At 68.6% G+C, this 19,946-nt stretch carries 18 protein-coding genes; 9 read left to right on the forward strand and 9 right to left on the reverse strand.

The genetic code is table 11. From position 1 onward, the window contains the following. The first annotated feature begins 117 nt into the window (after positions 1–117). The 4 genes from Q7X29_RS19885 (at position 118) to Q7X29_RS19900 (ending at position 4,373) form a co-directional block, all read left to right on the forward strand. Positions 118–483: a BlaI/MecI/CopY family transcriptional regulator gene (locus tag Q7X29_RS19885; RefSeq protein WP_218718129.1), complete on the forward strand. Its 366-nt coding sequence runs from the start codon at positions 118–120 to the stop codon at positions 481–483. Beyond that, on the forward strand, positions 480–1,430 hold the full coding sequence (locus tag Q7X29_RS19890; protein WP_316574997.1) for a M56 family metallopeptidase: 951 nt from the start codon (positions 480–482) through the stop codon (positions 1,428–1,430). Before Q7X29_RS19885 ends, Q7X29_RS19890 begins: the two co-directional genes overlap by 4 nt. Before the next feature lie 126 nt (positions 1,431–1,556). Continuing rightward, positions 1,557–3,503, forward strand: coding sequence for an amidohydrolase family protein (locus tag Q7X29_RS19895; protein ID WP_316574998.1), 1,947 nt, complete (start codon positions 1,557–1,559; stop codon positions 3,501–3,503). Positions 3,504–3,671: 168 nt separating this feature from the next. Beyond that, positions 3,672–4,373, forward strand: coding sequence for a hypothetical protein (locus Q7X29_RS19900; protein ID WP_316574999.1), 702 nt, complete (start codon positions 3,672–3,674; stop codon positions 4,371–4,373). 109 nt (positions 4,374–4,482) lie between these two features. Here Q7X29_RS19900 and Q7X29_RS19905 read toward each other — a convergent pair whose 3' ends face one another. Continuing rightward, complete coding sequence (locus tag Q7X29_RS19905) at positions 4,483–5,352, reverse strand: MerR family transcriptional regulator (RefSeq protein ID WP_316575000.1); 870 nt, start codon at positions 5,350–5,352, stop codon at positions 4,483–4,485. A gap of 134 nt (positions 5,353–5,486) precedes the next feature. Next, complete coding sequence (locus tag Q7X29_RS19910) at positions 5,487–5,984, reverse strand: DUF6764 family protein (protein WP_218716067.1); 498 nt, start codon at positions 5,982–5,984, stop codon at positions 5,487–5,489. A 255-nt stretch (positions 5,985–6,239) separates the two neighbouring features. Here Q7X29_RS19910 and Q7X29_RS19915 point away from each other — a divergent pair, with 255 nt between their 5' ends. After that, positions 6,240–6,896, forward strand: coding sequence for a fasciclin domain-containing protein (locus Q7X29_RS19915; RefSeq protein WP_218716068.1), 657 nt, complete (start codon positions 6,240–6,242; stop codon positions 6,894–6,896). Between the two features lie 161 nt (positions 6,897–7,057). On the opposite strand, the gene Q7X29_RS19920 is transcribed toward Q7X29_RS19915, so the two are convergent. The 4 genes from Q7X29_RS19920 to Q7X29_RS19935 form a co-directional block, all read right to left on the reverse strand. After that, positions 7,058–7,906 carry an acyl-CoA thioesterase gene (locus Q7X29_RS19920; RefSeq protein WP_316575001.1) on the reverse strand — a complete coding sequence of 283 codons (849 nt, stop codon included), beginning with the start codon at positions 7,904–7,906 and terminating at the stop codon, positions 7,058–7,060. 132 nt (positions 7,907–8,038) lie between these two features. Beyond that, positions 8,039–9,013: a DUF389 domain-containing protein gene (locus Q7X29_RS19925; RefSeq protein WP_218716070.1), complete on the reverse strand. Its 975-nt coding sequence runs from the start codon at positions 9,011–9,013 to the stop codon at positions 8,039–8,041. An 88-nt stretch (positions 9,014–9,101) separates the two neighbouring features. After that, entirely contained in the window at positions 9,102–10,082 is a 981-nt protein-coding gene (locus Q7X29_RS19930; RefSeq protein ID WP_218716071.1) for an alpha/beta hydrolase, read from the reverse strand. Between the two features lie 228 nt (positions 10,083–10,310). Then, positions 10,311–11,390 carry an alkaline phosphatase family protein gene (locus Q7X29_RS19935; RefSeq protein WP_218716072.1) on the reverse strand — a complete coding sequence of 360 codons (1,080 nt, stop codon included), beginning with the start codon at positions 11,388–11,390 and terminating at the stop codon, positions 10,311–10,313. A 402-nt stretch (positions 11,391–11,792) separates the two neighbouring features. On the opposite strand from Q7X29_RS19935, the gene Q7X29_RS19940 reads away from it, so the two are divergent. Together Q7X29_RS19940 and Q7X29_RS19945 are read left to right on the forward strand one after the other, a co-directional pair. After that, the gene (locus Q7X29_RS19940; protein ID WP_316575002.1) at positions 11,793–12,032 is read left to right on the forward strand and encodes a three-helix bundle dimerization domain-containing protein; all 240 of its coding nucleotides are present in this window, start codon (positions 11,793–11,795) and stop codon (positions 12,030–12,032) included. A 94-nt stretch (positions 12,033–12,126) separates the two neighbouring features. Then, positions 12,127–13,815: a SulP family inorganic anion transporter gene (locus Q7X29_RS19945; protein WP_394358706.1), complete on the forward strand. Its 1,689-nt coding sequence runs from the start codon at positions 12,127–12,129 to the stop codon at positions 13,813–13,815. 54 nt (positions 13,816–13,869) lie between these two features. On the opposite strand, the gene Q7X29_RS19950 is transcribed toward Q7X29_RS19945, so the two are convergent. Then, positions 13,870–14,808 (reverse strand): DAPG hydrolase family protein, encoded by a 939-nt coding sequence (locus Q7X29_RS19950; RefSeq protein ID WP_316575004.1) that lies wholly within the window; start codon positions 14,806–14,808, stop codon positions 13,870–13,872. 152 nt (positions 14,809–14,960) lie between these two features. Further along, a complete protein-coding gene (locus tag Q7X29_RS19955) occupies positions 14,961–15,542 on the reverse strand; it encodes a CGNR zinc finger domain-containing protein (RefSeq protein WP_316575005.1) in 582 nt (193 codons plus the stop codon). A 102-nt stretch (positions 15,543–15,644) separates the two neighbouring features. Here Q7X29_RS19955 and Q7X29_RS19960 point away from each other — a divergent pair, with 102 nt between their 5' ends. Then, entirely contained in the window at positions 15,645–16,505 is an 861-nt protein-coding gene (locus tag Q7X29_RS19960; RefSeq protein WP_218716075.1) for an SDR family NAD(P)-dependent oxidoreductase, read from the forward strand. 123 nt (positions 16,506–16,628) lie between these two features. Here the strand turns inward: Q7X29_RS19960 and Q7X29_RS19965 are convergent, their stop codons facing one another. Beyond that, positions 16,629–17,390 carry a glutamine amidotransferase gene (locus tag Q7X29_RS19965; protein ID WP_316575006.1) on the reverse strand — a complete coding sequence of 254 codons (762 nt, stop codon included), beginning with the start codon at positions 17,388–17,390 and terminating at the stop codon, positions 16,629–16,631. 284 nt (positions 17,391–17,674) lie between these two features. On the opposite strand from Q7X29_RS19965, the gene Q7X29_RS19970 reads away from it, so the two are divergent. After that, positions 17,675–19,834, forward strand: coding sequence for a hypothetical protein (locus Q7X29_RS19970; RefSeq protein WP_316575007.1), 2,160 nt, complete (start codon positions 17,675–17,677; stop codon positions 19,832–19,834). Positions 19,835–19,946: the final 112 nt, after the last annotated feature.

The following is a 19,946-nucleotide window of genomic DNA, read 5'->3' on the forward strand; positions in this document are numbered from 1 at the left end:
CGTCGTTCCCGGCGATTCGGCCGAGTAGGTCACCGGAATCGGTAGCGGCCAGTATGTTGTGCCTGCGGTATCGGTGGTCATGGCGATAGCGCGGCGGTGAGAGGGAATGGGGCGATGGTGAAAGGCCTGGGAACGCTGGAGAACCAGGTGATGGCGGTGCTGTGGGACGTTCCGGACGCGCTGTCGGTGCACGATCTGGTCGACCGGCTCGGCCGGGAGCAACGGACCCCCGCCTACACCACGGTCCTGACGGTGGTGACGCACCTCTGGGAGAAGGGCTGGGTTCGGCGGGAGAAGATCGGTCGGCGCTACCGGTATCGCCCCAGTCGTTCCCGGGCGGAAGCGACCACCGATCTGCTGCGTGAGATCCTCGATGCCAGCCCGGACGCGCCCGGCGCGCTGTTGCACCTGGCCCGCACCGCCAGCGAGCGAGAGATCCAAGCCTTGCGGCAGGGACTGTCCGCCGGCGAGGGCGGTCCATGATCCTGCTCATCGCGCTGGTGGCGGCTGCAACGATGCTGGCGCTGGTCGCGCCGGCGGTGCTGCTCCGTATCGACTTCGGTGCCGCGCCCGTGGTGGGAATCGTAGCCTGGGTGGGTGCGATGTCCGCGACGATCGGGCTCGGCATGCTGGCGTTGGCCGCGCTGGCATGGCCGGGTGACCCGCCGGGAAACTCCCGGGCGGGCGCCCTGGCGCGCAGCCTGGCCGAGGTCGAGCCGATGATCATCACCTGGACCGCGGAACTGATCATGCCCGCCGCGATATGCGGCCTGATCGTCCCGGCCGGACTGGTGGCCCGAGTCGCCGTCGTTCACCGTCGGCACGCGTCGGCGCGGCGCCGACGGCACGCGGAGCTGATCGGGGTGCTCGGCCGCGCCGACCCCGGCGGGGCGGGCGTGGTGTGGCTCGAGCATCCGGTGCCGATGGCATACAGCGTGGCCGGACACGGCGGGTACGTCGTGGTCACCGACGGGCTCGCGCGGTGCCTGACCCGAGCGCAGTGGCGTGCGGTGCTCGCCCACGAGCACGCGCATCTGCGCGGCCGCCACCATCACATCCTCGGGGTATGCCAGGTGCTCGCCGGCGCCTATCCTCGGATTCCGTTGTTCGCCGCCGCGCCGTCGGCGCTGACGACACTCGTCGAACTGGCCGCCGATCGAGCCGCCGCGACCCGGACCGATCCGCAGTCGCTGGGTTCCGCGCTGCGTGCCGTGGCCGTTCACGGTGCCCCGATGTCGATGTCGGCGGTGGATCCGACCCACGATTCGTTGGCGATGCGGTTGGCCTGTCTGGGCGCCGCACCGAAGTTCCGTTCGGCGTCCCGGCGCCGGGCGGCCTGGGCACTGGCGGGGACGATGCTGCTGGTGCCGGTGACGGCGGTGCTCGCGGTCGGGCTCGGCTCGGCGGCAGCGTTTTTGGCCATGATCTGAAACCGCCACCAAAAAACTATGCGCCATAGTATTTTGGCGACGGGCGCGCGGCGACGGGCAACCGTCGCCGCCGTGGGCACCGGCTGCGCCTAAAGTGAAACATCACTATTTCAGAAGTGAGAAGTCTTGCGTTCCACAACCATCCGCACGAGGAGGCGGCCGGCGACGATCCTCGCCGCCGCAGCCCTGGTCGCCGCGGGCCTGGCCGGGTCCAGTTCGGGTTCCGCCACCGCGGACCCCGGACAGACCCGCTATTCGCTGGTCAACGGCTGCTTTCGGATCGACACGCCGGCCGGTCCGCTGGTCCCGGCGGCGGGCCCGTATCGAATGCGTGCGACCACGCTCGGCGAGTACCTGCTCTATGGGCGCGATCATGAGGTTCTGGAAGCATCGGCGTCCACGATCCGGCCGGCCCAGGAGCCCTCCGCCGCCGCCGTATGGACGGTGGACGGTTCCGGGGCAAGCGGATTCACGATCAGCAACACCGCCACCGGAACCTCCTCGCCCGCCACCTTCACCCCGGACACCGGCTGCGCGGAATTTCCCGAGGCTCGGTCCGGCGCCACCGGCACGCCGGGGCCCGGCGCCACGAACGGTCCCATCCAGGGCACCATCGACGCGCACGCGCACATCACCGCCTTCGAATTCATGGGCGGCAATTTCCATTGCGGCCGCCCCTGGCACCCCTACGGGGTGGAGTACGCGCTGCCCGACTGCGCTCGGTACCGCACAGGCACCAACGGTCTGATCGCCGACTTCCTCGACCACGGCGAACCGTTCCACGTCTCCGACACCGCCGGGTGGCCCACCTTCCGCGACTGGCCCAAGCCCTCCGTACTCACCACCGAAGGTGCCTACTGGACCAGCATCGAGCGGTCATGGAAGGCGGGGCTGCGCGTGATGACCGTCGACCTCGTGGACAACGAGTCGCTGTGCACGATGATGACCGACCGCCGAAACCCGTGCGACGACATGGCCTCGGTGCGCATCCAGGCGGCGGGGCTGCGCGCCCTGCAGGACTACATCGATGCCCAAGCCGGCGGGCCCGGGCAGGGATTCTTCCGCATCGCCACCGATCCGGGCGAAGCGCGCCGGATCGCCGAGGCAGGCAAACTCGCCGTGGTCCTCGGCATGGAACTGTCCGATCCGTTGGGGTGCGGAGTCTTTCTCGGTCAGCCGGAATGCACGCGGGCGGACGTGGATCGCTGGTTGGCCGAGCTGCGAAACATCGGCGTCAGCAGCTTCTTCCCGGTGCACAAGTTCGACAATGCGTTCGGCGGCACGAAAATGGATCACGACGTCACCGGCTTGCTGGTCAACGCGGGAAACTTCATGCAGACCGGCACTTTCTGGAATGTGCAGGCCTGCCCCGGCCCCGAACACGACAGCACCCAGCCCTCGATACCGATCGCCGGGCACATCAATCAGTTCCTCGCCAACCTCACCGGACCGTTGATCGGGGGCGCCCCACTCCCCCTGTATCCGGCGGGACCGCACTGTAATGCGCGCGGTTTGACCGACCTGGGAAGCTATCTGATCAATCGGATGATCGACCACGGATTCCTGATCGAGGTCGATCATCTGAGCGAGGCGACCGCCGACCGGGTCATGTCCATCATCGAACAGCGCGGCTACTCCGGTGTCGTGTCCTCCCACGGCTGGGACTCGGAAAAGACCACGGCGCGAGTCTATGCCGCGGGCGGTTTCGCCGTGCCCTACGCCAGCGAACCCGCGACCTTCGTCCGGGCGTGGCGCGATGCCCGCGCCATGCCCCGCCCGAGCGGCGAGTTCGGCTTCGGCTTCGGTTCCGACATGAACGGCATCGCAGGCCAAGGCGCTGCTCCTGGACCGGGCACGATCCGGTATCCGTTCACCTCGCACGACGGACAGGTCAGTTTCGATCGAGAGCGCTGGGGCGAGCGCACATTCGACTTCAACACCGACGGCACCGCCACCTACGGGTCCTACGCCGACTGGCTCGAGGCGGTCCGGATTCTCGGCGGCCCGGAGGTCATGGCCGATGTCTTCCGCGGCGCGGAGATCTTCCTGCGGATGTGGGACGACGCCCGATGACAGCTCACCGCGTCCACGCATCCAGCCGATGACACCCCCGAATCTTCGACGGAACGGCTGTCTTTCCCGTTCCGGCGAACAGCGGTCCGGCACAGCACGTCACCGTGTCGTGACGGACCAGTCGACAACAATCGTCCCGGCCGACTCGCCGGGGCTTGGAGGAAAATCATGATCCGGACTTCACGTCTCGCCGCCGGCGTCGCCACCACCGCTGTGGTGGTGGCCGGTGTCGGTGTCGCACTCGGTTCCGGCACCGCCGCCGCCGAAGGCAATTGTGCGGTGACCAGTCACGCCGAGAAGCAGGACATCAGCACCTGGGGCGTCACGCACGTCTACGACAAGACCGCCAGCGCCGAGCAGATCGGCGTCGGCACCTCGGTCACCTACAAGGTCGTCGTCGGCACCACAGGGATCGGCAACCCCTACGTCAACACCATCACCGACTTCCCGCCGGTCGGCTTCGGCGCCCCGACCAAGACCACCATCACCGCCTACCACGCGATCGGCGGCCAGGTCACCGAGGACGTCACCCCCGAACCGAACGCGGGCGGCTGGAAGGTCACCAGCACCGGCTGGTTCGTCAACTCCGGCAACCCGGTCACCCTGACCATCACCTACCCGGTGCCCGACAGCGTGAAGTCCGGCGACCAGGTCACCAGCGGTGGCGTCGGCGTCGCGGGCACCGTGGGTGTCAGCAACGAGATGCCGGGCCTGACCGCCTGCTTCACCGCACGCGGCGCGAACGCGGGCGAGACCGTGATCGGCAGCCTCGGCGACAACGGCCTCGGCTCCTCCGACGGTCAGCTGAGCTCCACCGGCTCGCTCAGCGACGTCATCTCCGACGTGCTGCGCAATCTGATCGGTAGCTGATCGCGTAGCACCTGGTCGCCGGGACGGTCTCGCGCTGCCGTCCCGGACGACCTATCGCCCGTCGTCCTTCGGCCGAAGGACGACGGGCGAGTGATGCATCGTTTATGAATCATTCAACGGTCGGCGGCCTGTCCCGGCCACGTGCCAACCGACTGACCTCGGCGACCGCCTCTTCGAGCGAGCCGAGGCACCGCACACCAGGCACCTCGGGCCATCCAGGTCCCGCAAGAAGCAGCTGGGCCGGTGCACCGATTCCGGCGGGGATCGGCGCCGCTGCCGCCGTGCGCGCGGTTTGGGACCACAGCACCACCACGGGATCCTGCGCTTTGGCCACCGCGTCAGCGAGCGCGCCGCCGGGTACCGCCGCGCCGAGTAGCACCGCCGGTACGCCGATCTCCGCCAGCGCCGCTCGCAGAACTTCCAGGGGCAGTACATGCGCCTCGCCCGGAGCACAGGCCAGCAGCACCGGAGCGAGCCCGGCTACGCCGCGCACCGCCGGCACAGCGCGGTGCAGACCCGTGGTGATCGCCCAGGACACGACATGCTCTACATCGATCAAGCCATTGCCACGATCCTGCCTGCTCACGATGTCCGCGAAGACAGGTCGACACAACTCGCGCCACGTCGCCACCACCCCGAAATGGGTCAGATGGGCAGTGATCACGCTCAGGAGTTCGGCGACCCGGAGCTGCTCGGCAGCGTCCAGCACCGGCGCCACATCACCGAGGGTGGGAACAGAATCCGCCGCGATCCGGGCGGCCTGCGCCGCTTTGGCCGGGCTCGCTCCAGCACGGACCAGATCGGCCATTCGGCTCAGCATCGCCACGTCCCCGGCCGTGTAGTACCGGTGACTGCCCGGGCGGCGGTGCGCGGGGCCCAGGCCGTAGCGCTGGTTCCAGCTGCGCAATGTCGCTACGGGAATGCCCAGCATCGCGGCCACGGTTCCGACGGTGTAGCCGGATGCCGAGTCACCCCTCACACCACCTTCTCCCAACCTCCGCGCGCCTTTCCACGAATCGGACGAGATCTACGGCTGCCGACCTGCCGCGTTCCCGAAGCACCGACCTCCTTCGATCGGTGCCCTCCGGCCCGCCGGACGGCGCACGCCCGGTGTCAGCGCAGCGACACGCAACCCTGCAGGGTCTGGAAGTCGCCGGCGAAGGCGGGACCGCCGGTGCAGGTGGGGGTGGTGACGCCGTTGACGGTGACCTCCGCTCCCGGACCGGCGATCCCGATGGACAGCCCGGGCCGCACCCCGGTCGTCGTCACCTGCGCACCCGGCCCCAGGGCGATGGCGGCCGGGCCCGACAGGAACGTCGAGCTCGAGGTCGCGGTGCCGCCGTTCTGCGCGATGGCCAGCGACAAGCTCGTCGGCGCGGCATCGGCGGACGCGGCGCCGTCGAATCCGTAGGCCGCCGCCGCGCCGCCCGCGGCGCTCGTCGCGGAGCAGGACCCGTCCGCCGCACCGGCCTGCACGGACGCCGCACCAGGCGCCGGACACATGGCAGTCGGCGCGGCATTCGCCGTCGGTGCGGCGGCCAGGGCGAACAGTGAGGCAGTTCCCGCACTCACGAGAAACCCGAGTGCGCGCCCAGCAGTGAAATGAACCATGACCATCTCCTCGCTTCCGATTCTTGTCCGTGGCCGCGCCACGCCCGTGACGATGTCGGCCGGTGAAAATATCTGCCTACGAGATGCCTGTGAGGCTTCACACTACACGTCAAATGATGCAGAATCGACGCATCAGGAAGTTTAATTGCGTGGTCCACGACGCACAGCGGTAGCGCGGGCTCCGACCCCGCTTCGCAGCAATCGATCCTGCGCCGTCGGCCGATACGGGCATCGCCCCTGACAGGAAGGCACGACATGAAGGTTCGACAGCACTCCGGAACAGTGATCGCGGTACTGGCGGCGATAGCGATCGCCGGGTCAGCGTGTACCGACACCGACGAGGCAAGCGACACCACGTCCGCACCCACGACGACCACGTCCGCTACGGCCATGCCCGCACAGGGCGAGGTGGCGATGACCGGGCTCGTCGGCCCCGGCTGCGCAGATTACGCGGCGCAGGTACCGACCGGACCGGGCTCGATCGAGGCGATGTCGCAGGAGCCCGTAGCGACCGCCGCCGCGAACAACCCCTTGCTGACCACCCTCACCGCGGCGGTGTCCGGCCAGGTCAATCCCCAGGTCAACCTCGTCGACACGCTCAACGGTGGCGAATTCACCGTTTTCGCGCCGGTGGACTCCGCGTTCGCCGCGCTCGACCCGGGCACGCTGGAAACACTGAAAACAGACTCGGCGATGCTGACCAGCATTCTCACCTACCACGTCGTACCGGGACGGTTGGCACCCGAAGCCGTCGTCGGCACACACGCGACCGTCGAGGGATCCGAGGTCACGGTGACGGGATCGGGCGATCAGCTTCGCGTCAACGAGGCAACAGTGGTCTGCGGTGGTGTCCGCACGGCGAACGCGACCGTCTACCTGATCGATGGTGTCCTGACACCGCCCACCAGCTAGCGGAACCGGACGGCTCCAGGGCGGGTGCGAGGTTGCCGAACGCGCTGCCGCACCCGCTCCTCCGGAGTGCGTGCGGCCGCAGGGCTCGAGCCCCGTCGACCGGACGGCGAGCCCCGGGGCGGGCCGTTCGCCCAGCGCCGTGGCTCGTCCGCCGCCTCCGCTCAGCCGGGCGTGTGTGCGCGCATCAGGCCCTGCGCGTCCACCGAAGCGACCAATTCTCCTGCGCGCGTGAAGATCTGGATCCGCTCGAACATCCGTCCCGCGCCCGCGAACGGACTCTCACAGCGCAACAGCAACCAGTCGTGCACGGTGAACGGCCGATGGAAGGTGACGGTCTGCGTGAGCATGGCCGAGGTCCCCCGGCCACCGCGCCGCGTGATCTCGGCCTGCGGATACGGACGCATGCTGACCGGTCCCAGGAAACCCTCACTGCCATGGGCCAACAGCGCCCGGGAGAACACGGGCAGGTCGGGCGCCTTGTCGCAGCGCATCCACACATCCAGCGACGGTGGACCCGCGAGGTCGAGCGCCAGCGCGTCCGCCCCGCCGGGCGTCCGCACCTCCCAGGGCAGCAGGGCGCACGGCAGGTCGGCGCACTCGTCCGGACCCGGCACCTCCGGCGGTAGTGCGACGTGGTGTGCGAGGAAGTCCGGCTCGTCGACGCTGAGCATGGCCAGCACCCGGGCGTGCTCGCGCCCACCCTGCCGGAACGCCACCTGCACGGTGGCCAGCGCCCGGCCCGACTGGATGACCTCGACATCCACGTCGACCTCCCGATCGGCGAACCCACCGCGCGGGAACACACCGTGCAGCGACTGCACCGCCATCTGCGGCACGGTGCGCTCGGCCGCGACCACCGCCTGCGCCAACGTCTGACTGCCCAACGTCGTCGGCAGCGTCGATGTCACGTTCCTGGCCCGGAATCGTCCGGGCGCCGTCTCGGCGAGATCGAGCACGTCGAGGAGGTCGGCCAGGTCGACGACCGGCCAATTATCGGTTCCACCAGCCATGGCCGAATGCTCGCACAGACCCCGACTGCCGGGAAAGCCGAGAGGAGCGGTGAATGGGACACTTTTTTTCCTCCCCCGACCGGCGCTCAACGCCGCTTCCTCGCGCAGCACAGCAACGGACTGTCGGCCTGGTCATCGGTTCGGCTGCACCCTGGCGCCGACGTTGTGCACGATGACCACAGTCGGATTCCACGGCACGAGGTCGTCGACGCGGCGTTGCAGTTCCTCGACCGGTGGCAGTTGTTCGGGCCCGAGCACCGAGATCGTCGCGGTATCGCTCTGCAGCGTCACGTCGGTCACCTGTGCGCCCGGCTCGTCGCGCAGCCAGTCGCCGGTGGCCTCGGCGATCTGGCCGGCCCACAATGTCGACAACGAGTTGATCACCATCGGGATCGCGACCAGCACCAAGGCTGCGCCGAGTATCGCGAAGCTGCGTCCGCGTCGCGCCGCGGCGGCCTGCGCGTCGGCCGCGTAGCCGGCACCGAGCAACACGATCGTCGCGGTGATGATCATCGCCACGACATTGGACGCGAACAACACGAACGCACCCAGGGCCAGGGCGGGTGCGTGCGAGCCGAGGCAAACTCCGACCACGCCCAGTGGCGGCACCAGCGAGATCGCGATCGCGACGCCGGGCAGCACATCGCCGACGTCGCGCCGGGCGATCGCGACAGCGGCCACCAACCCGGTGGCTATCGCCGCGGTCAGGTCCACCAGTTTCGGCGATGTTCGTCCGACGACCTGAGCGTTCGACAGGACGTGCACCGGATTCGGCAGCAACTGGGCGAAGAGAAAACCCAAGACGACGACAACGACGACGCCGGCGCCCACCAGCACCACGCTGCGCCCGATCAAGGCCGAACGGCCGGTCACCACGCCCAGCGCCACCCCGAGAATCGGCAACGACAACGGCGCGACGATCATCGCGCCGATCACCGTGGCGGTGGAATCCCCGATGACGCCGGAGATCGCGATCACCGCCGAGAGCACCAGCATGATCCAGAACGCGGAACGCTTCGCGCCGACCTCACCGACCGACAGATCCAGCCGATCGGTGAGCTCGGCGAGCGATCGCCGCTGGTCCACGGGCACGAGATATCCCAGCATGGCGGTCCTTTCGGCGAGGCTGTCGCCGACGTTAGCGACAGCGGACCCCAGGCGACTCATCCGCTGCGGGTGAACTCCACCTCCCGGCTCAGCGGGCAAGCCCGATCGTCGCGGCGAGGAACGGCCAGGACCGACGAAGATCGTCTTCCCAGTACCCCCACGAGTGCGTGCCGACCGGGCGCTCGTCCAGCGTGACCGGAATATTCAACTCGCCCAGCCGATTCGCCAGATTGATCGTGCAGAAGCGAACCGCGGCTTCGATCGGGCCACCGAGAAGCACCTGCGCCGCCAGCGGAATGCGACCGTCTTGGACTCGGGGATCGGCGGGAGTGTCGTGCGGCGCGGCGGGCACACCGCTACCGGTACTCAGATAGATGGCGGTCCCGCGCAGCCGTTCGGCATTGACCAGGGGATCGTTGGCCCGCCACAACGGCCCATTGCGCGGACCCCACATGTTCTCCACGCTGCGTCCGCCGCCCCAGTTCTCGACGGTGACGCGGACGAACTCCTGCCCGACCGGATCCGACGTCTGCGCACAGCCACTGTAGGAGGCCACGCTGCGCCAGAAGCCCGGCTTGGCGATGGCGAGATTCAGCACCGACGTGCCGCTCATGGACACCCCGGCGAGCGCTCGCTCGTCATCGGCGCCCAAGAAGTTCTCGATCACCGGCGGCAGTTCCTCGTTGAGGAAGGTCTGCCACTTGTTCCGGCCGAGAACGGGGTCGTCGGCGATCCAGTCGGTGTAATACGAACTGCTCCCGCCGACCGGTGTCACCACGTTGACGTCCTCGGTGCGCAGAAAGTCGATCACCTCGGTCTGCGCGTCCCAGCCGCTTCCGTTCGGACCGCCCTGCGAACCGTTGAGGAGGTACAGCGTCGGCCGTGGCCGAGCCTGGTCCGCCGCCCGGAGGACCTGGACCGGGACGGACCGCTCCATCGCCGCGGAGTACACCGAGACGACCTGTCGACGGTCGCCCAGGTCCTGCACGGTGACCACGCCTGCCGATGGTTCGCCGACCGCGGGCCCGGCGAGGGTCGCCGGACCGGCGGCGGCCGCCACCGCGACCATCAGCGCGCTCCATCGGAACCGGGCAGACCTGCGTATCGGTCGCGGTGTTCTCATGTGAGGTCATCCCTAGTGCTCGCGTCAGAACCTGACTGGCCCACGTGCCGACGATCTGACGGCACGACAGGAGGTTCGCGGCGCTACCGGGTGCGGTTTGGTCCCCTGAGCGAACGAAGTGACCGTGTCGGCGAGCCGGTTCGGCCACGCCGATCTCCGGACGGCGTCACCGCGTCATCGCTCGGAGGAACCGCTCGCCGATCCACTTCCCAGCAGACACAACGGATTCGCGACCATCGCCGACTGCGCCGAACCCGACGACGAACCGGTGATCCCGGCGTCCACCGGCGGCGTATTCGGCACCGGTGCCGCAGGGTCGCCCGAGCCACCGTTCAGCATCGACTCGCCGTCGAGATTCGCCGGCGCCGAGACCTCGAGCAGGTCCAGCACGGTCGGGGTGATGTCGGCGAGGGTGTATCCGTTGTGCTGCGCGCCCGCGGCGAACCCCGGTCCGCGGGCGATCACGAAACTGGCTGTCTCGTAGGCACTCTGCCCACCGTGTCCACCGTCGGGCTTGTGTCCGTGGTCGGTGGTGACCAGAATCGTCCATCGCTCGTTCGCGTGCGCGGCCGCCCGCGCGTCGACCGCGGCGGTGATCTTCCCGACCAGGCCGTCCACCCGCCCGATGGCATCGCGATACGCCTGCGGCCAGACTCCGCGCAGCGTGTGCCCGACGATGTCCACCTGATCGAGGTGCGTGAACAGCAGATCGGTCCCGTCCTCGGTGATGGCCGAGACAACCGCCGCGGCGGCGTTGGAGTCCGCGGTGGTCTCGCAGACGCCCGCGCCGGTGGGATCGATCTGGGTGACCGCCACCCGGTCGGCTTGCGGGCTACCGGTCCGCGCGATCATGCCGATCGTGTCCCAGGTCCCGATGGAAGCCGTCGACAACGACGGACGCTCCCGCTCCACCTGCGTGAACACCGTCGGATACGGCGCGAAAGCCTCCGCGTTGCAGGTGGCTCCGTTGTCCCGGATCCCGTGCTTGCTGTCCCATACGCCGGTCAGCGCCGTCGCCCACGAGACGCACGACATGGTGGTGTGCGGGGCGATGGAGGTCCGTGCCAGCGTGCCCTGCGCGGCCAGGCGGTCGAGGTTCGGCGCCTCGGCCGCCGACACCTCACTCCACAGGGTGCCGTCGATACCGATGACCACGACCTTGTTCACGATCGGAGCCGCCGGGGCCGGCGCGGCTGCGGCGAGTGGGACAGCGGCCAGTGCGGCGGCCGCGAGTATGCGGTGAGTGCGAGACATGGGCGGCACCGTAGTTGCCGAGCGGCCCCCGCACCCAGCAAATTGGACAATCGACCGGCACAGTCCCGTCCACCGGGAAGTCCTCGTCGCCGCCATTCGGGCCCACAACCCCGCGGCGGACACCGCGTCTTGTAAAAAGGAAACCACCCCGGTAAAATGTGAGCAACCACACCACTGTGGATTCTGCGCCCGCACAGCGATTTTCGCTGGACGGATAGTTTTCCGATGATGCACCACGACACCGAGCGAGCAGTCGCGCACGGAAATGAAGAGCATCTCCCCATCCTGACTACCACCACCGCTTGGTGGCCATCGACACCCGGATCGGAACGGGGAGAATTTCTCGACAGGACCCGCATCCATTCACCGCCGAATTGCCTGATGCCGAATGGTCGATAGACAATGCGCGACGACCTTGAATTCGTACAGATCGATCAGGTGATCGAACGCCTGATCACCCGTTTCCCCGCGGAATCACCGGCGGAGATCGAGCTTCTGGTTCGCCGTATTCATGCGCGGTTCGCCGAGGCCCGTATCCGAGATTTCGTTCCGCTGCTCGTCGAAAAGGCCGCTCGGCAAGCTGTCGGCCGCGTCCAGGTCGAGATCCCTCGCAGCACTCCGAGCATGGCTACGATCCAGTAGTGGATTCCCCCACGGCGCACGCCGTCCCGGTGACGACCGCCTCCGCTCGCGCCCGAGCACGCTGAGGCCCCCGACCATGTCGTGGAAGCAGCGAGTGAGCGCCTTACCCGGGATCGCGACGGCCCGCGGCTATCGTCGGGCGTGGCTGCGAGCCGATGTCACCGCGGGCCTCGTCTTGACCGCGTTGTTGATCCCCGCCGGCATGGGCTACGCCGAGGCGGCGGGGCTTCCCGCGTATGCCGGGCTCTACGCCACCATCGTGCCGCTGCTGGCCTACGCGGTGGTCGGGCCGTCCAGGATCCTTGTGCTCGGCCCGGATTCCTCGCTCGCTCCGCTGATCGCGGCCGCGGTGCTGCCGCTGGCCGCCGTCGACGACCCCGACCGTGCGCTGGCTCTCGCGGGAGTCCTCGCGGTCCTCGTCGGGCTCATCCTGCTCGTCGGGGGGTTCCTTCGGCTCGGGTTCGTCACCGAACTGCTGTCCAAGCCCATCCGACTCGGCTACCTGAACGCCATCGCGCTCATCGTCGTCGTCGGACAACTTCCCAAACTGCTCGGGTTCTCCGTCGACGCCACCGGCGTTCTCGCCGAGATCGCCGAGATCGGGAAGGCCGTCGTCGACAGCGAGATCGATCCCATCGCGGCCGCTCTCGGCCTCGGCACCCTCGCCGTCATCGTGGCCTTTCGCTGGTGGCTACCCGCGGTGCCGGGAGTGCTGGTCGCGGTCGCGGTGGCCATCGCGATCTCGGCCGCCGCCGGACTCACCGACGACATCGGCATGGTCGGCGCCCTGCCCGAAGGCCTGCCGCTGCCTTCCATCGACGGCATCGGCTGGGACGACATCGGGCACCTGATCGGACCCGCGGCGGGCATCGCGCTGATCGCGTTCGCCGACAGCGGCGTCCTGTCGCGGACCTTCGCCGCCCGACACGGAGAAGACGTCGACGGCAGCACCGAGATGAAGGCGATCGGAGTCGCCAATGTGGCGGGTGGGCTGTTCGGCGGATTTCCCGTCTCCGCGAGCGGGTCACGAACCCCGGTCGCCGAACAGAGCGGCGCCCGGACACAATTGGCCGGCGTCGTCGGCGCGATCGCCGTCCTGCTCTTCGTGCTGCTCGCTCCGGGTCTCACCGCGTACCTGCCCGACGCCGCGCTCGCGGCCGTCGTGATCGTCGCCGCCACCGCGTTGATCGACATCCGCGGCATGGTCCGGATGTGGCGGATGAGCTCGGTCGAATTCGCCCTGGCGGCAGCCGCGTTCGTCGGGGTCGCGTTGGTCGGCGTGCTGCAGGGCATCCTCGTCGCGATCGGACTCTCCTTCGTCGCGGTGGTCGCACGAGCCTGGCAGCCCTACCGCACCGAACTCGTCCGGACACCGGACCGCCCCGGCTACCACGACATCGAACGTCACCCCGACGGCCTGCGCATTCCCGGCTTGGTGCTGGTCAGGTTCGACGCACCACTGTTCTTCGCCAACGGACAGATATTCGACGACTATGTCCGCTCGGTCGTCGCCGACGCCCCGTCCCCGATCGAGTGGGTCATCATCGCCGCCGAACCGATCACCGATCTCGACACCACCGCCGTGGACGAACTCGTCGACCTCGACAATTACCTCGAAGGCAAAGAGATCCAATTGAAGTTCGCCGAGATGAAAGGACCGATCAAGGACAAGCTGATCCGCTTCGGCGTCGGTGACCGGTTCGACAGAACGCACTTCTATCCCACCGTCGAGGCCGCGGTAGCGGCTTTCCACCATCGCGCCGACCGTCCCGCGGACAGTTGATCCGGAGTCGCGCCTTTCGCTCGCCCTCGAACGCATTCGAGATCGGCAACGCGGCTACTCCGAGCTCGCGGAGTCTGCTCCGCCCGCGAACGCGCTGTACAGCTCGGGTAGGAATCCCGCCAGGTGCGCCATTTCCTGACCGCAGTGCAACAGGAGATCACGTGCCAGCCCCAGACCGAGCACCAGATCCGCGGGATCGAGCGCGGCGCCACGCCCCAACGCTTGGGCGGCCTGGCGAGGGTCGGGCAGGCGCAGGCCGTAGCGGTTGAGGTAGAAGCGGCTACGCATCTCGCTGCCACCGGGGATCGGGCGCACTTGATGGGCAAGCCAGCCGAGCTCCACCGGCGCGATGCTGCTCCCGACCCGTCCCAGGATCACCGTATGCCCGGCCGGGACTTCGAAGCCGTGCGCCACCGGGTCGACGAACGAGATCGCGAGCTGCTGCAATTTCGCCCCGACATACTCGTCGACGTAGGAGATGGTGCCGACGTATTTCGCCCGGTCGGGCATCGCCTCGGCACTGCGATCCGAACTGATGTCGGCGTACAGGTGCGCGTCAGGATGCCAGAGCTTGTACCGGGCGGACTCCGCCGAGTGCCAGCCGAACCACCAATCCCACATCGCCGCGGTCACACCCGGCATCTCGGTGCGCACCGCGGTCCACACCAGACCTTCGTCGCTGCGGCCGTACCCGGTTTCGACCGGCGAATAGCCCGAGATCGACAGGTCCGAGGTCACCGCGGAGAACGCAGGAATCATGCCGCCCGGAGTCGCCGGCCCGTGGAATGCCGCAGCTACCGCGGCGGGAGGGGCGACGGTGCGGTGGGCCATGAACCGCGCGTAGGGTTGGGCCCAATCCTGTGCGGAATACCCCGGATAGCGGACAACCGGCGACGCCTGTGCCGGTGCGGTGGTTCCCAGGATCAGCTCACCCGCCATCGCGGTTCCCAACGCCAACACGTCGCGTCTGCGCGGACGCCACCCTCTCGACATTGTCCGACGCTAGCCATCACCGGGCCGGTCGAGGGCGCAGTCCCCGCAAATATTGTGACATGTAACAGATTCGGCGACGCCGTGCTCCGGCACAGGTAGGAGAATCCGGGTGGCACCGTCGACTGTCGAAGCGATCCCGGCGGAGCCGCGGATCAGGACTGGGTATCCGCGTCGGCGGCCGTCGCCTGCGCTCGGCGTCGTGCTCTGATGGCGCGCATCGAGACCTGGCTGCTGCAGGCGTTGCTGCAGTACGCGGCCGAGGTATTGCGGGTGCGGTCGTAGAAAGCGAAGTGGCAGGGCGGATTTCGACATGCCTTGAGCCGCGACCAGGAACCGGTGTAAGCGAGTTCGGTCACCGCGGCGAGGATCGCCGCCAGCACCGCGGACACGCCGTCGGCGATCGGTCGCAGTTCCACTCCGTCTCGGTCGATCGTCGCGCGGAGTGGATACCTGTCGGCCGCCCGCCGTAGCAACGCCTCGCTCTCCTCGATCGCGACGGCGGAGACGTTCGGGTCCGCGGAGTGGGTGAGCAGGATGGTCACGACGGCATCGCGCAACTGCCGCGCCTCGGCCGCATCCGCGTCGGTGACCGCACCGGTGACCTGTCGCCCGGTACTCCGCAACCACGTGCGCAGTCCGTCGGCGTCGGCGAACTGCTCGACACCCCCACCACCATCGGCGTGCGTATTCGCGAACGCGATCACCGCCAGCGCTGCTTCCGACCCATCGCCCATACCGCGAACTTACCTCGGGAGTTGTCGGCTAGCCAATTTCGATGGGAACAACTTCCACATCAAGCGTTGACTTGTTGCTAGCAAACAACTTACGCTCGCAACATGATCAACACGTCGAAAGCTCCCATCACATGGTTCATCACCGGCGCCTCATCCGGCATCGGCCTGGCATTGACCGAGGCGGCCGCCGCACGCGGCGACAATGTCGTGGCCTTGGCGCGGCACATCGATGCGCTGTCGCCCCTGGCCGCGGCTCATGGCGGCCGGATCACTCCCGTTGCCGCCGACGTGCGCAGGCAATCGTCGATCGATGACGCCGTCGCGCTCGCGCTGCACACGTATGGGCGCATCGACGTGGTTGCGAACAACGCCGGCTACGGGCTCTTCGGAGCAGTCGAAGAAGTCGACGACGAGCAGGCCCGCGAGATCTTCGACACCAACTTCTTCGGAGTGCTCACCGTGCTTCGCGCTACCCTGCCGATCCTGCGCCGACAGCGCGCCGGTCACATCCTGCAGGGTTCCTCCTACTACGGACAGACCGCCCACGCCGGCGTAGGCCTTCTCGCGGCGACGAAGTGCGCCATCGAAGGACTCACGGACGCGCTGCTGGACGAAGTCGCTCCCCTGGGCATCGACGTCACACTCGTCGAGCCCGGCCCGACCGCAACCCCGTTCCTGGCCAACCTCCATCACGCCCGGCCGATCGACGATTACGACCGAACCGTGCGCGAAGTACAGCGACAGATCGGCGAGCTGCCGCCGACGGCGTTCAACGATCCGAATCGGGTCGCGGCCGCCATCCTTACTGCGGTCGACAGCGACACTCCCCCGGTGCGCCTGGTCACCGGAGGCTTCGCCGTCACCGAGATCGACGCCGCGCTGCGGCGGCGACGCGATGAGCTCGCGGCGTGGCACCAGGTGTCCTGCGATGTGGACGTCGCCGCAGCCCCCGCGACGGTGTAGCGCCGACCACCGACAACGCGTCCGGTTCGGCGCACCGATAGTCGTCGGTGCGCCGAACCGGACGAGAGCGCGAGTGCCGGCGTTCGCCGGAACTCGACCCGACGGTGACAGTCCAGCGGAACGTCAATCCTCGTACAGCTGGACGAACCGACGCACCAGCGCGCCGGGGTGCACGACGTTGCCCGAGCGGGCTACTTCCTTGAGTGCTTCGGCCTCGACGGGGTCGAAGTAGCCGTGGTGCTTATAGGCGTCGATACGGATGCTCATGCCCTGCGCGTCCAACTCCGGATGGAACTGCGTGGCGTACACGTTGGCGCCCACCCGGAATGCCTGTATCGGGCAGCCGGTCGAGGTGGCGAGCCGTTCGATCCCCGCCGGGAGCTCGGTGGCGGCCTCCTTGTGACCGACGAACGCGTCGAACTCGCGCGGGAGCACGCACAGCAGCGGGTCGACCCGCCCGGCATCGGTCAGAGTGATGGTGGTGGGGCCGACCGGTTCGGGATGGGTTCGGTCGATGACAGCGCCGATCACCGAGCCGATCACGCCGATGCCGTAACAGGCACCGAGGAACGGGAAATCCTGACGGACCACGGCCGCCACGAGCTCGTGCAACTCAGCTTCCACTCGCCGCTGCACCGGCGATTTCGTGTCGGGCGGGTCGGAGACGGTGAACGGGCTCCCGCCCAGCATGATGCCCGCGTAGCGGTCGAGGTCGATCTCTCCGAGCGGATCGCGTTCCAGACGGCGCCGGTGCAGTCGGCGCGGTACGAGCCCGCCGCAGCGCAGGAAAGCCTCGTATTCCTGGTCGGCGGCCTCGTTCTCGGCGCGTGTCGCCAGCAACAGGAACGGCCTTCCGTCGCGGTCGCGCACCATCGCGTCGCTCATGCCGAACACCGTAGCGGTGCGAACGGCCGGAACCCTCGCAGCTCACCGGCGTTCGGATCGAAGCGCCGCAGGCTCGCGATCGGTCAGTCGATTAATGGTCTCCGCTCGCCAGGCGATATCAGGAGGAGATCCCCCGCTTCGACGACGGAAGTAGTTCGATGGCGCACACACACTTTGTCTTCGTGATTGCCTGGGTGAGCGGCGATGCCACACGGTCGGGGCACACCTTCACGGAGGCGTGGCTGCTGGCCTGCGGTGACGAAGTACGCCGATTCTGGCGAGATATGTCCGGATTTCGCGAGGAGCACACCTGGTCGGTACATCCACCGGTCGAGATCGATCAGCCCTACGCCGACGCCGACGCACTCGCCGCCGCGGTGCGCGTGAAGGCCGCGGCCGACGGGGCGCCCTTCCCGAAGGGCGCCGTCCTGGTGGTGATTCAGGATTGGGCGGCCGCCACCGGTGGCCAGTTCGGCTACGACGGTCAATTCGCCGCTGCCCAGCTGAGCGCTTCGCTGCTGTGCCACGAGCTGGGCCACTACTACCAGCGTCGCAATCACCAGCCCGGCGGCCACGCCAGTACGTTCAACGGTCACGTCGGGCTCGACTACGCCGATCCGACCTGCATCATGGGCTCGGTCGGAACGCTCGCCGCGCAGGAGCCGCAGCTGGCACACGCGTCACCGGGCCACGATCTGACCGGGCCCGCCATGTGCCCGGCGGCGACGGTGCCGATCGGCTGGCTCGACCCCCACCACCCGACGGCCACGGTAGCGGTGCCGCGACAACCGGCGGGCCCTATCCAATTGGCACGCTGGCCCGGCGTCCCGGCCGCGGGCCACACCGGGGCTCCGGTGGTGGCTGTCGCCCACGCGATGGCTCCGGGCGGTGCCGACGTCTACATCTCGCTTCGCTCACCGCGCGTCTGGGACCGCGGCTTTCGCACGCTCACCCCGCAGGGCATGCAACGCCAGATCGTCGCGCAGGAGCTGGCGCGCAGCGGTGCCACGTTCCTGCTCGCCCAGGTACCGGTCCAGCCGGGAGCGTCGATGCGGTTGGGCCGGGCGCCGCTGCGTCTCGATGTGCGCGGCGGAGGCGACGCTGTGGCCGAGATCGATGTGGTGGCGGATCCGTGGCGGTTGTGGTCGGTGCTGGAATCCCCACCGCTGCATCGGGCGGCCCGGATCGCGGCCGTCGCGCGCGAGGGCGAGATCGACGTCTTCGTCGTCGCGCTCGACGGCGCGGTGCTGCAGACCCGGTTCACCGGCCACGTATGGGTGTCGTGGCGAGCACTCACCGACCCCGGCGCGTTCGACCCACGTGCGGGCATCGCCGCGGCCAGCTCGACGACGAACACGATCGACCTGTTCGTTGTCGGCACGGGCGATCACCTGGTGCGCCGACGCCGGTGGATCGACGATCGGTGGGCACCGGACTGGCAAGTGTTGACCGGCGGCGGGTTGGGCCCGCGTTCAGCGTTGGCCGCGACCGCGACCGCGCCGGGGCGAATCGAGCTGTTCGCCGGCGATGCCGAGGGCACCGTCATCCACACCACGGTCACCGATGCCGCCGCGAGCTGGCGACCGCTGCCGCCGCTGCCCCGGGCGGGCAGCGTCGCCGCCGTCACGCTGTCCGGTGACACGATCCAGGTCAGCGCCGTCACCGAGGGCCCCGGCGACGGGCGGATCTGGACCATCGTCGGCGAACCGGACCAGTGGCCGTCCCCGTGGGAACCCCATCTCGATGTCGGCCTGGCCGAGGACGGCGGAATCGCGGCGGCCCGGTCGACACCCGGGGTGAGCGAACTCGTCGCCGCGGCCAGTCCACTGGCCGCACGCTCCTACGCCTACGGTGCGTGGACCGGCCAACCGGCACGGGTCCCCGGTCAGCCGCCGGGCACCGACAACCGCACGGTGGCCGCGGTATTCCGCACCCCCACGACCCTGGATGTGTTCGCCGTCGCCGACGGCAAGATCCACCGCATCACCCGTTCCTTCGACCCCGATGTCGTCCAAACCGACATCCAGGAGCGGGTGCGATACCAGGCCCGCCTCGTCGCCTCGGGCGGTCGGTTCGTCCGCGTCAGCGACGACCCACTGACCCGCGACCTGCTGATCGCCGACGAGTACCTGCCCACGCCCGCAACGGTTTTCACGATCAGCGAACTCGCCTACTACTCCTCGTACGGGATCAGGACGGTGGTGTCGATTCGAGCGCACGACGGCCGGTACGTGATGGCGCTCGACGGTGGCGGCGAGTGGTTGCGGGTCGGCGCAACGACCTTGGGCCAGTGGGAGAAGTTCGTCCTGACCACCTCCGGCGGCGCGAGCACCATCATGGCTCTGGGCGGGCACTACTGGTCGGCGCAAGGCGGGGACTCGTGGCTGCTGTGCGACCGAGTCGCGGTGGGTCCGTGGGAACGGTTCGACATCGCCCGACTCTGACCTTCCGGAGAAGGCCGCGGTGTAATCAGGGCACACACTCACTATCCACAACGATCCGACGCGATCGTGGCCGAAGGCCGAACGCCGCAACTCCCGGAAACGGCCCGGCTGA

The sequence above is a fragment of the Nocardia canadensis genome (assembly GCF_032656385.1).
GTDB classification, from domain to species: domain Bacteria; phylum Actinomycetota; class Actinomycetes; order Mycobacteriales; family Mycobacteriaceae; genus Nocardia; species Nocardia canadensis.

What these genes read in the sequence shown, in the direction of transcription:
- Q7X29_RS19890 (WP_316574997.1), top strand. Translation starts at nt 480, where the DNA reads ATGATCCTGCTCATCGCGCTGGTGGCGGCTGCAACGATGCTGGCGCTG.
- Q7X29_RS19915 (WP_218716068.1), top strand. Translation starts at nt 6,240, where the DNA reads ATGAAGGTTCGACAGCACTCCGGAACAGTGATCGCGGTACTGGCGGCG.
- Q7X29_RS19960 (WP_218716075.1), top strand. Translation starts at nt 15,645, where the DNA reads ATGATCAACACGTCGAAAGCTCCCATCACATGGTTCATCACCGGCGCC.
- Q7X29_RS19910 (WP_218716067.1), bottom strand. Translation starts at nt 5,984, where the DNA reads ATGGTTCATTTCACTGCTGGGCGCGCACTCGGGTTTCTCGTGAGTGCG.
- Q7X29_RS19940 (WP_316575002.1), top strand. Translation starts at nt 11,793, where the DNA reads ATGCGCGACGACCTTGAATTCGTACAGATCGATCAGGTGATCGAACGC.
- Q7X29_RS19935 (WP_218716072.1), bottom strand. Translation starts at nt 11,390, where the DNA reads ATGTCTCGCACTCACCGCATACTCGCGGCCGCCGCACTGGCCGCTGTC.
- Q7X29_RS19900 (WP_316574999.1), top strand. Translation starts at nt 3,672, where the DNA reads ATGATCCGGACTTCACGTCTCGCCGCCGGCGTCGCCACCACCGCTGTG.
- Q7X29_RS19955 (WP_316575005.1), bottom strand. Translation starts at nt 15,542, where the DNA reads ATGGGCGATGGGTCGGAAGCAGCGCTGGCGGTGATCGCGTTCGCGAAT.
- Q7X29_RS19970 (WP_316575007.1), top strand. Translation starts at nt 17,675, where the DNA reads ATGTCCGGATTTCGCGAGGAGCACACCTGGTCGGTACATCCACCGGTC.
- Q7X29_RS19950 (WP_316575004.1), bottom strand. Translation starts at nt 14,808, where the DNA reads ATGTCGAGAGGGTGGCGTCCGCGCAGACGCGACGTGTTGGCGTTGGGA.
- Q7X29_RS19965 (WP_316575006.1), bottom strand. Translation starts at nt 17,390, where the DNA reads ATGAGCGACGCGATGGTGCGCGACCGCGACGGAAGGCCGTTCCTGTTG.
- Q7X29_RS19920 (WP_316575001.1), bottom strand. Translation starts at nt 7,906, where the DNA reads ATGGCTGGTGGAACCGATAATTGGCCGGTCGTCGACCTGGCCGACCTC.
- Q7X29_RS19930 (WP_218716071.1), bottom strand. Translation starts at nt 10,082, where the DNA reads ATGGTCGCGGTGGCGGCCGCCGCCGGTCCGGCGACCCTCGCCGGGCCC.
- Q7X29_RS19925 (WP_218716070.1), bottom strand. Translation starts at nt 9,013, where the DNA reads ATGCTGGGATATCTCGTGCCCGTGGACCAGCGGCGATCGCTCGCCGAG.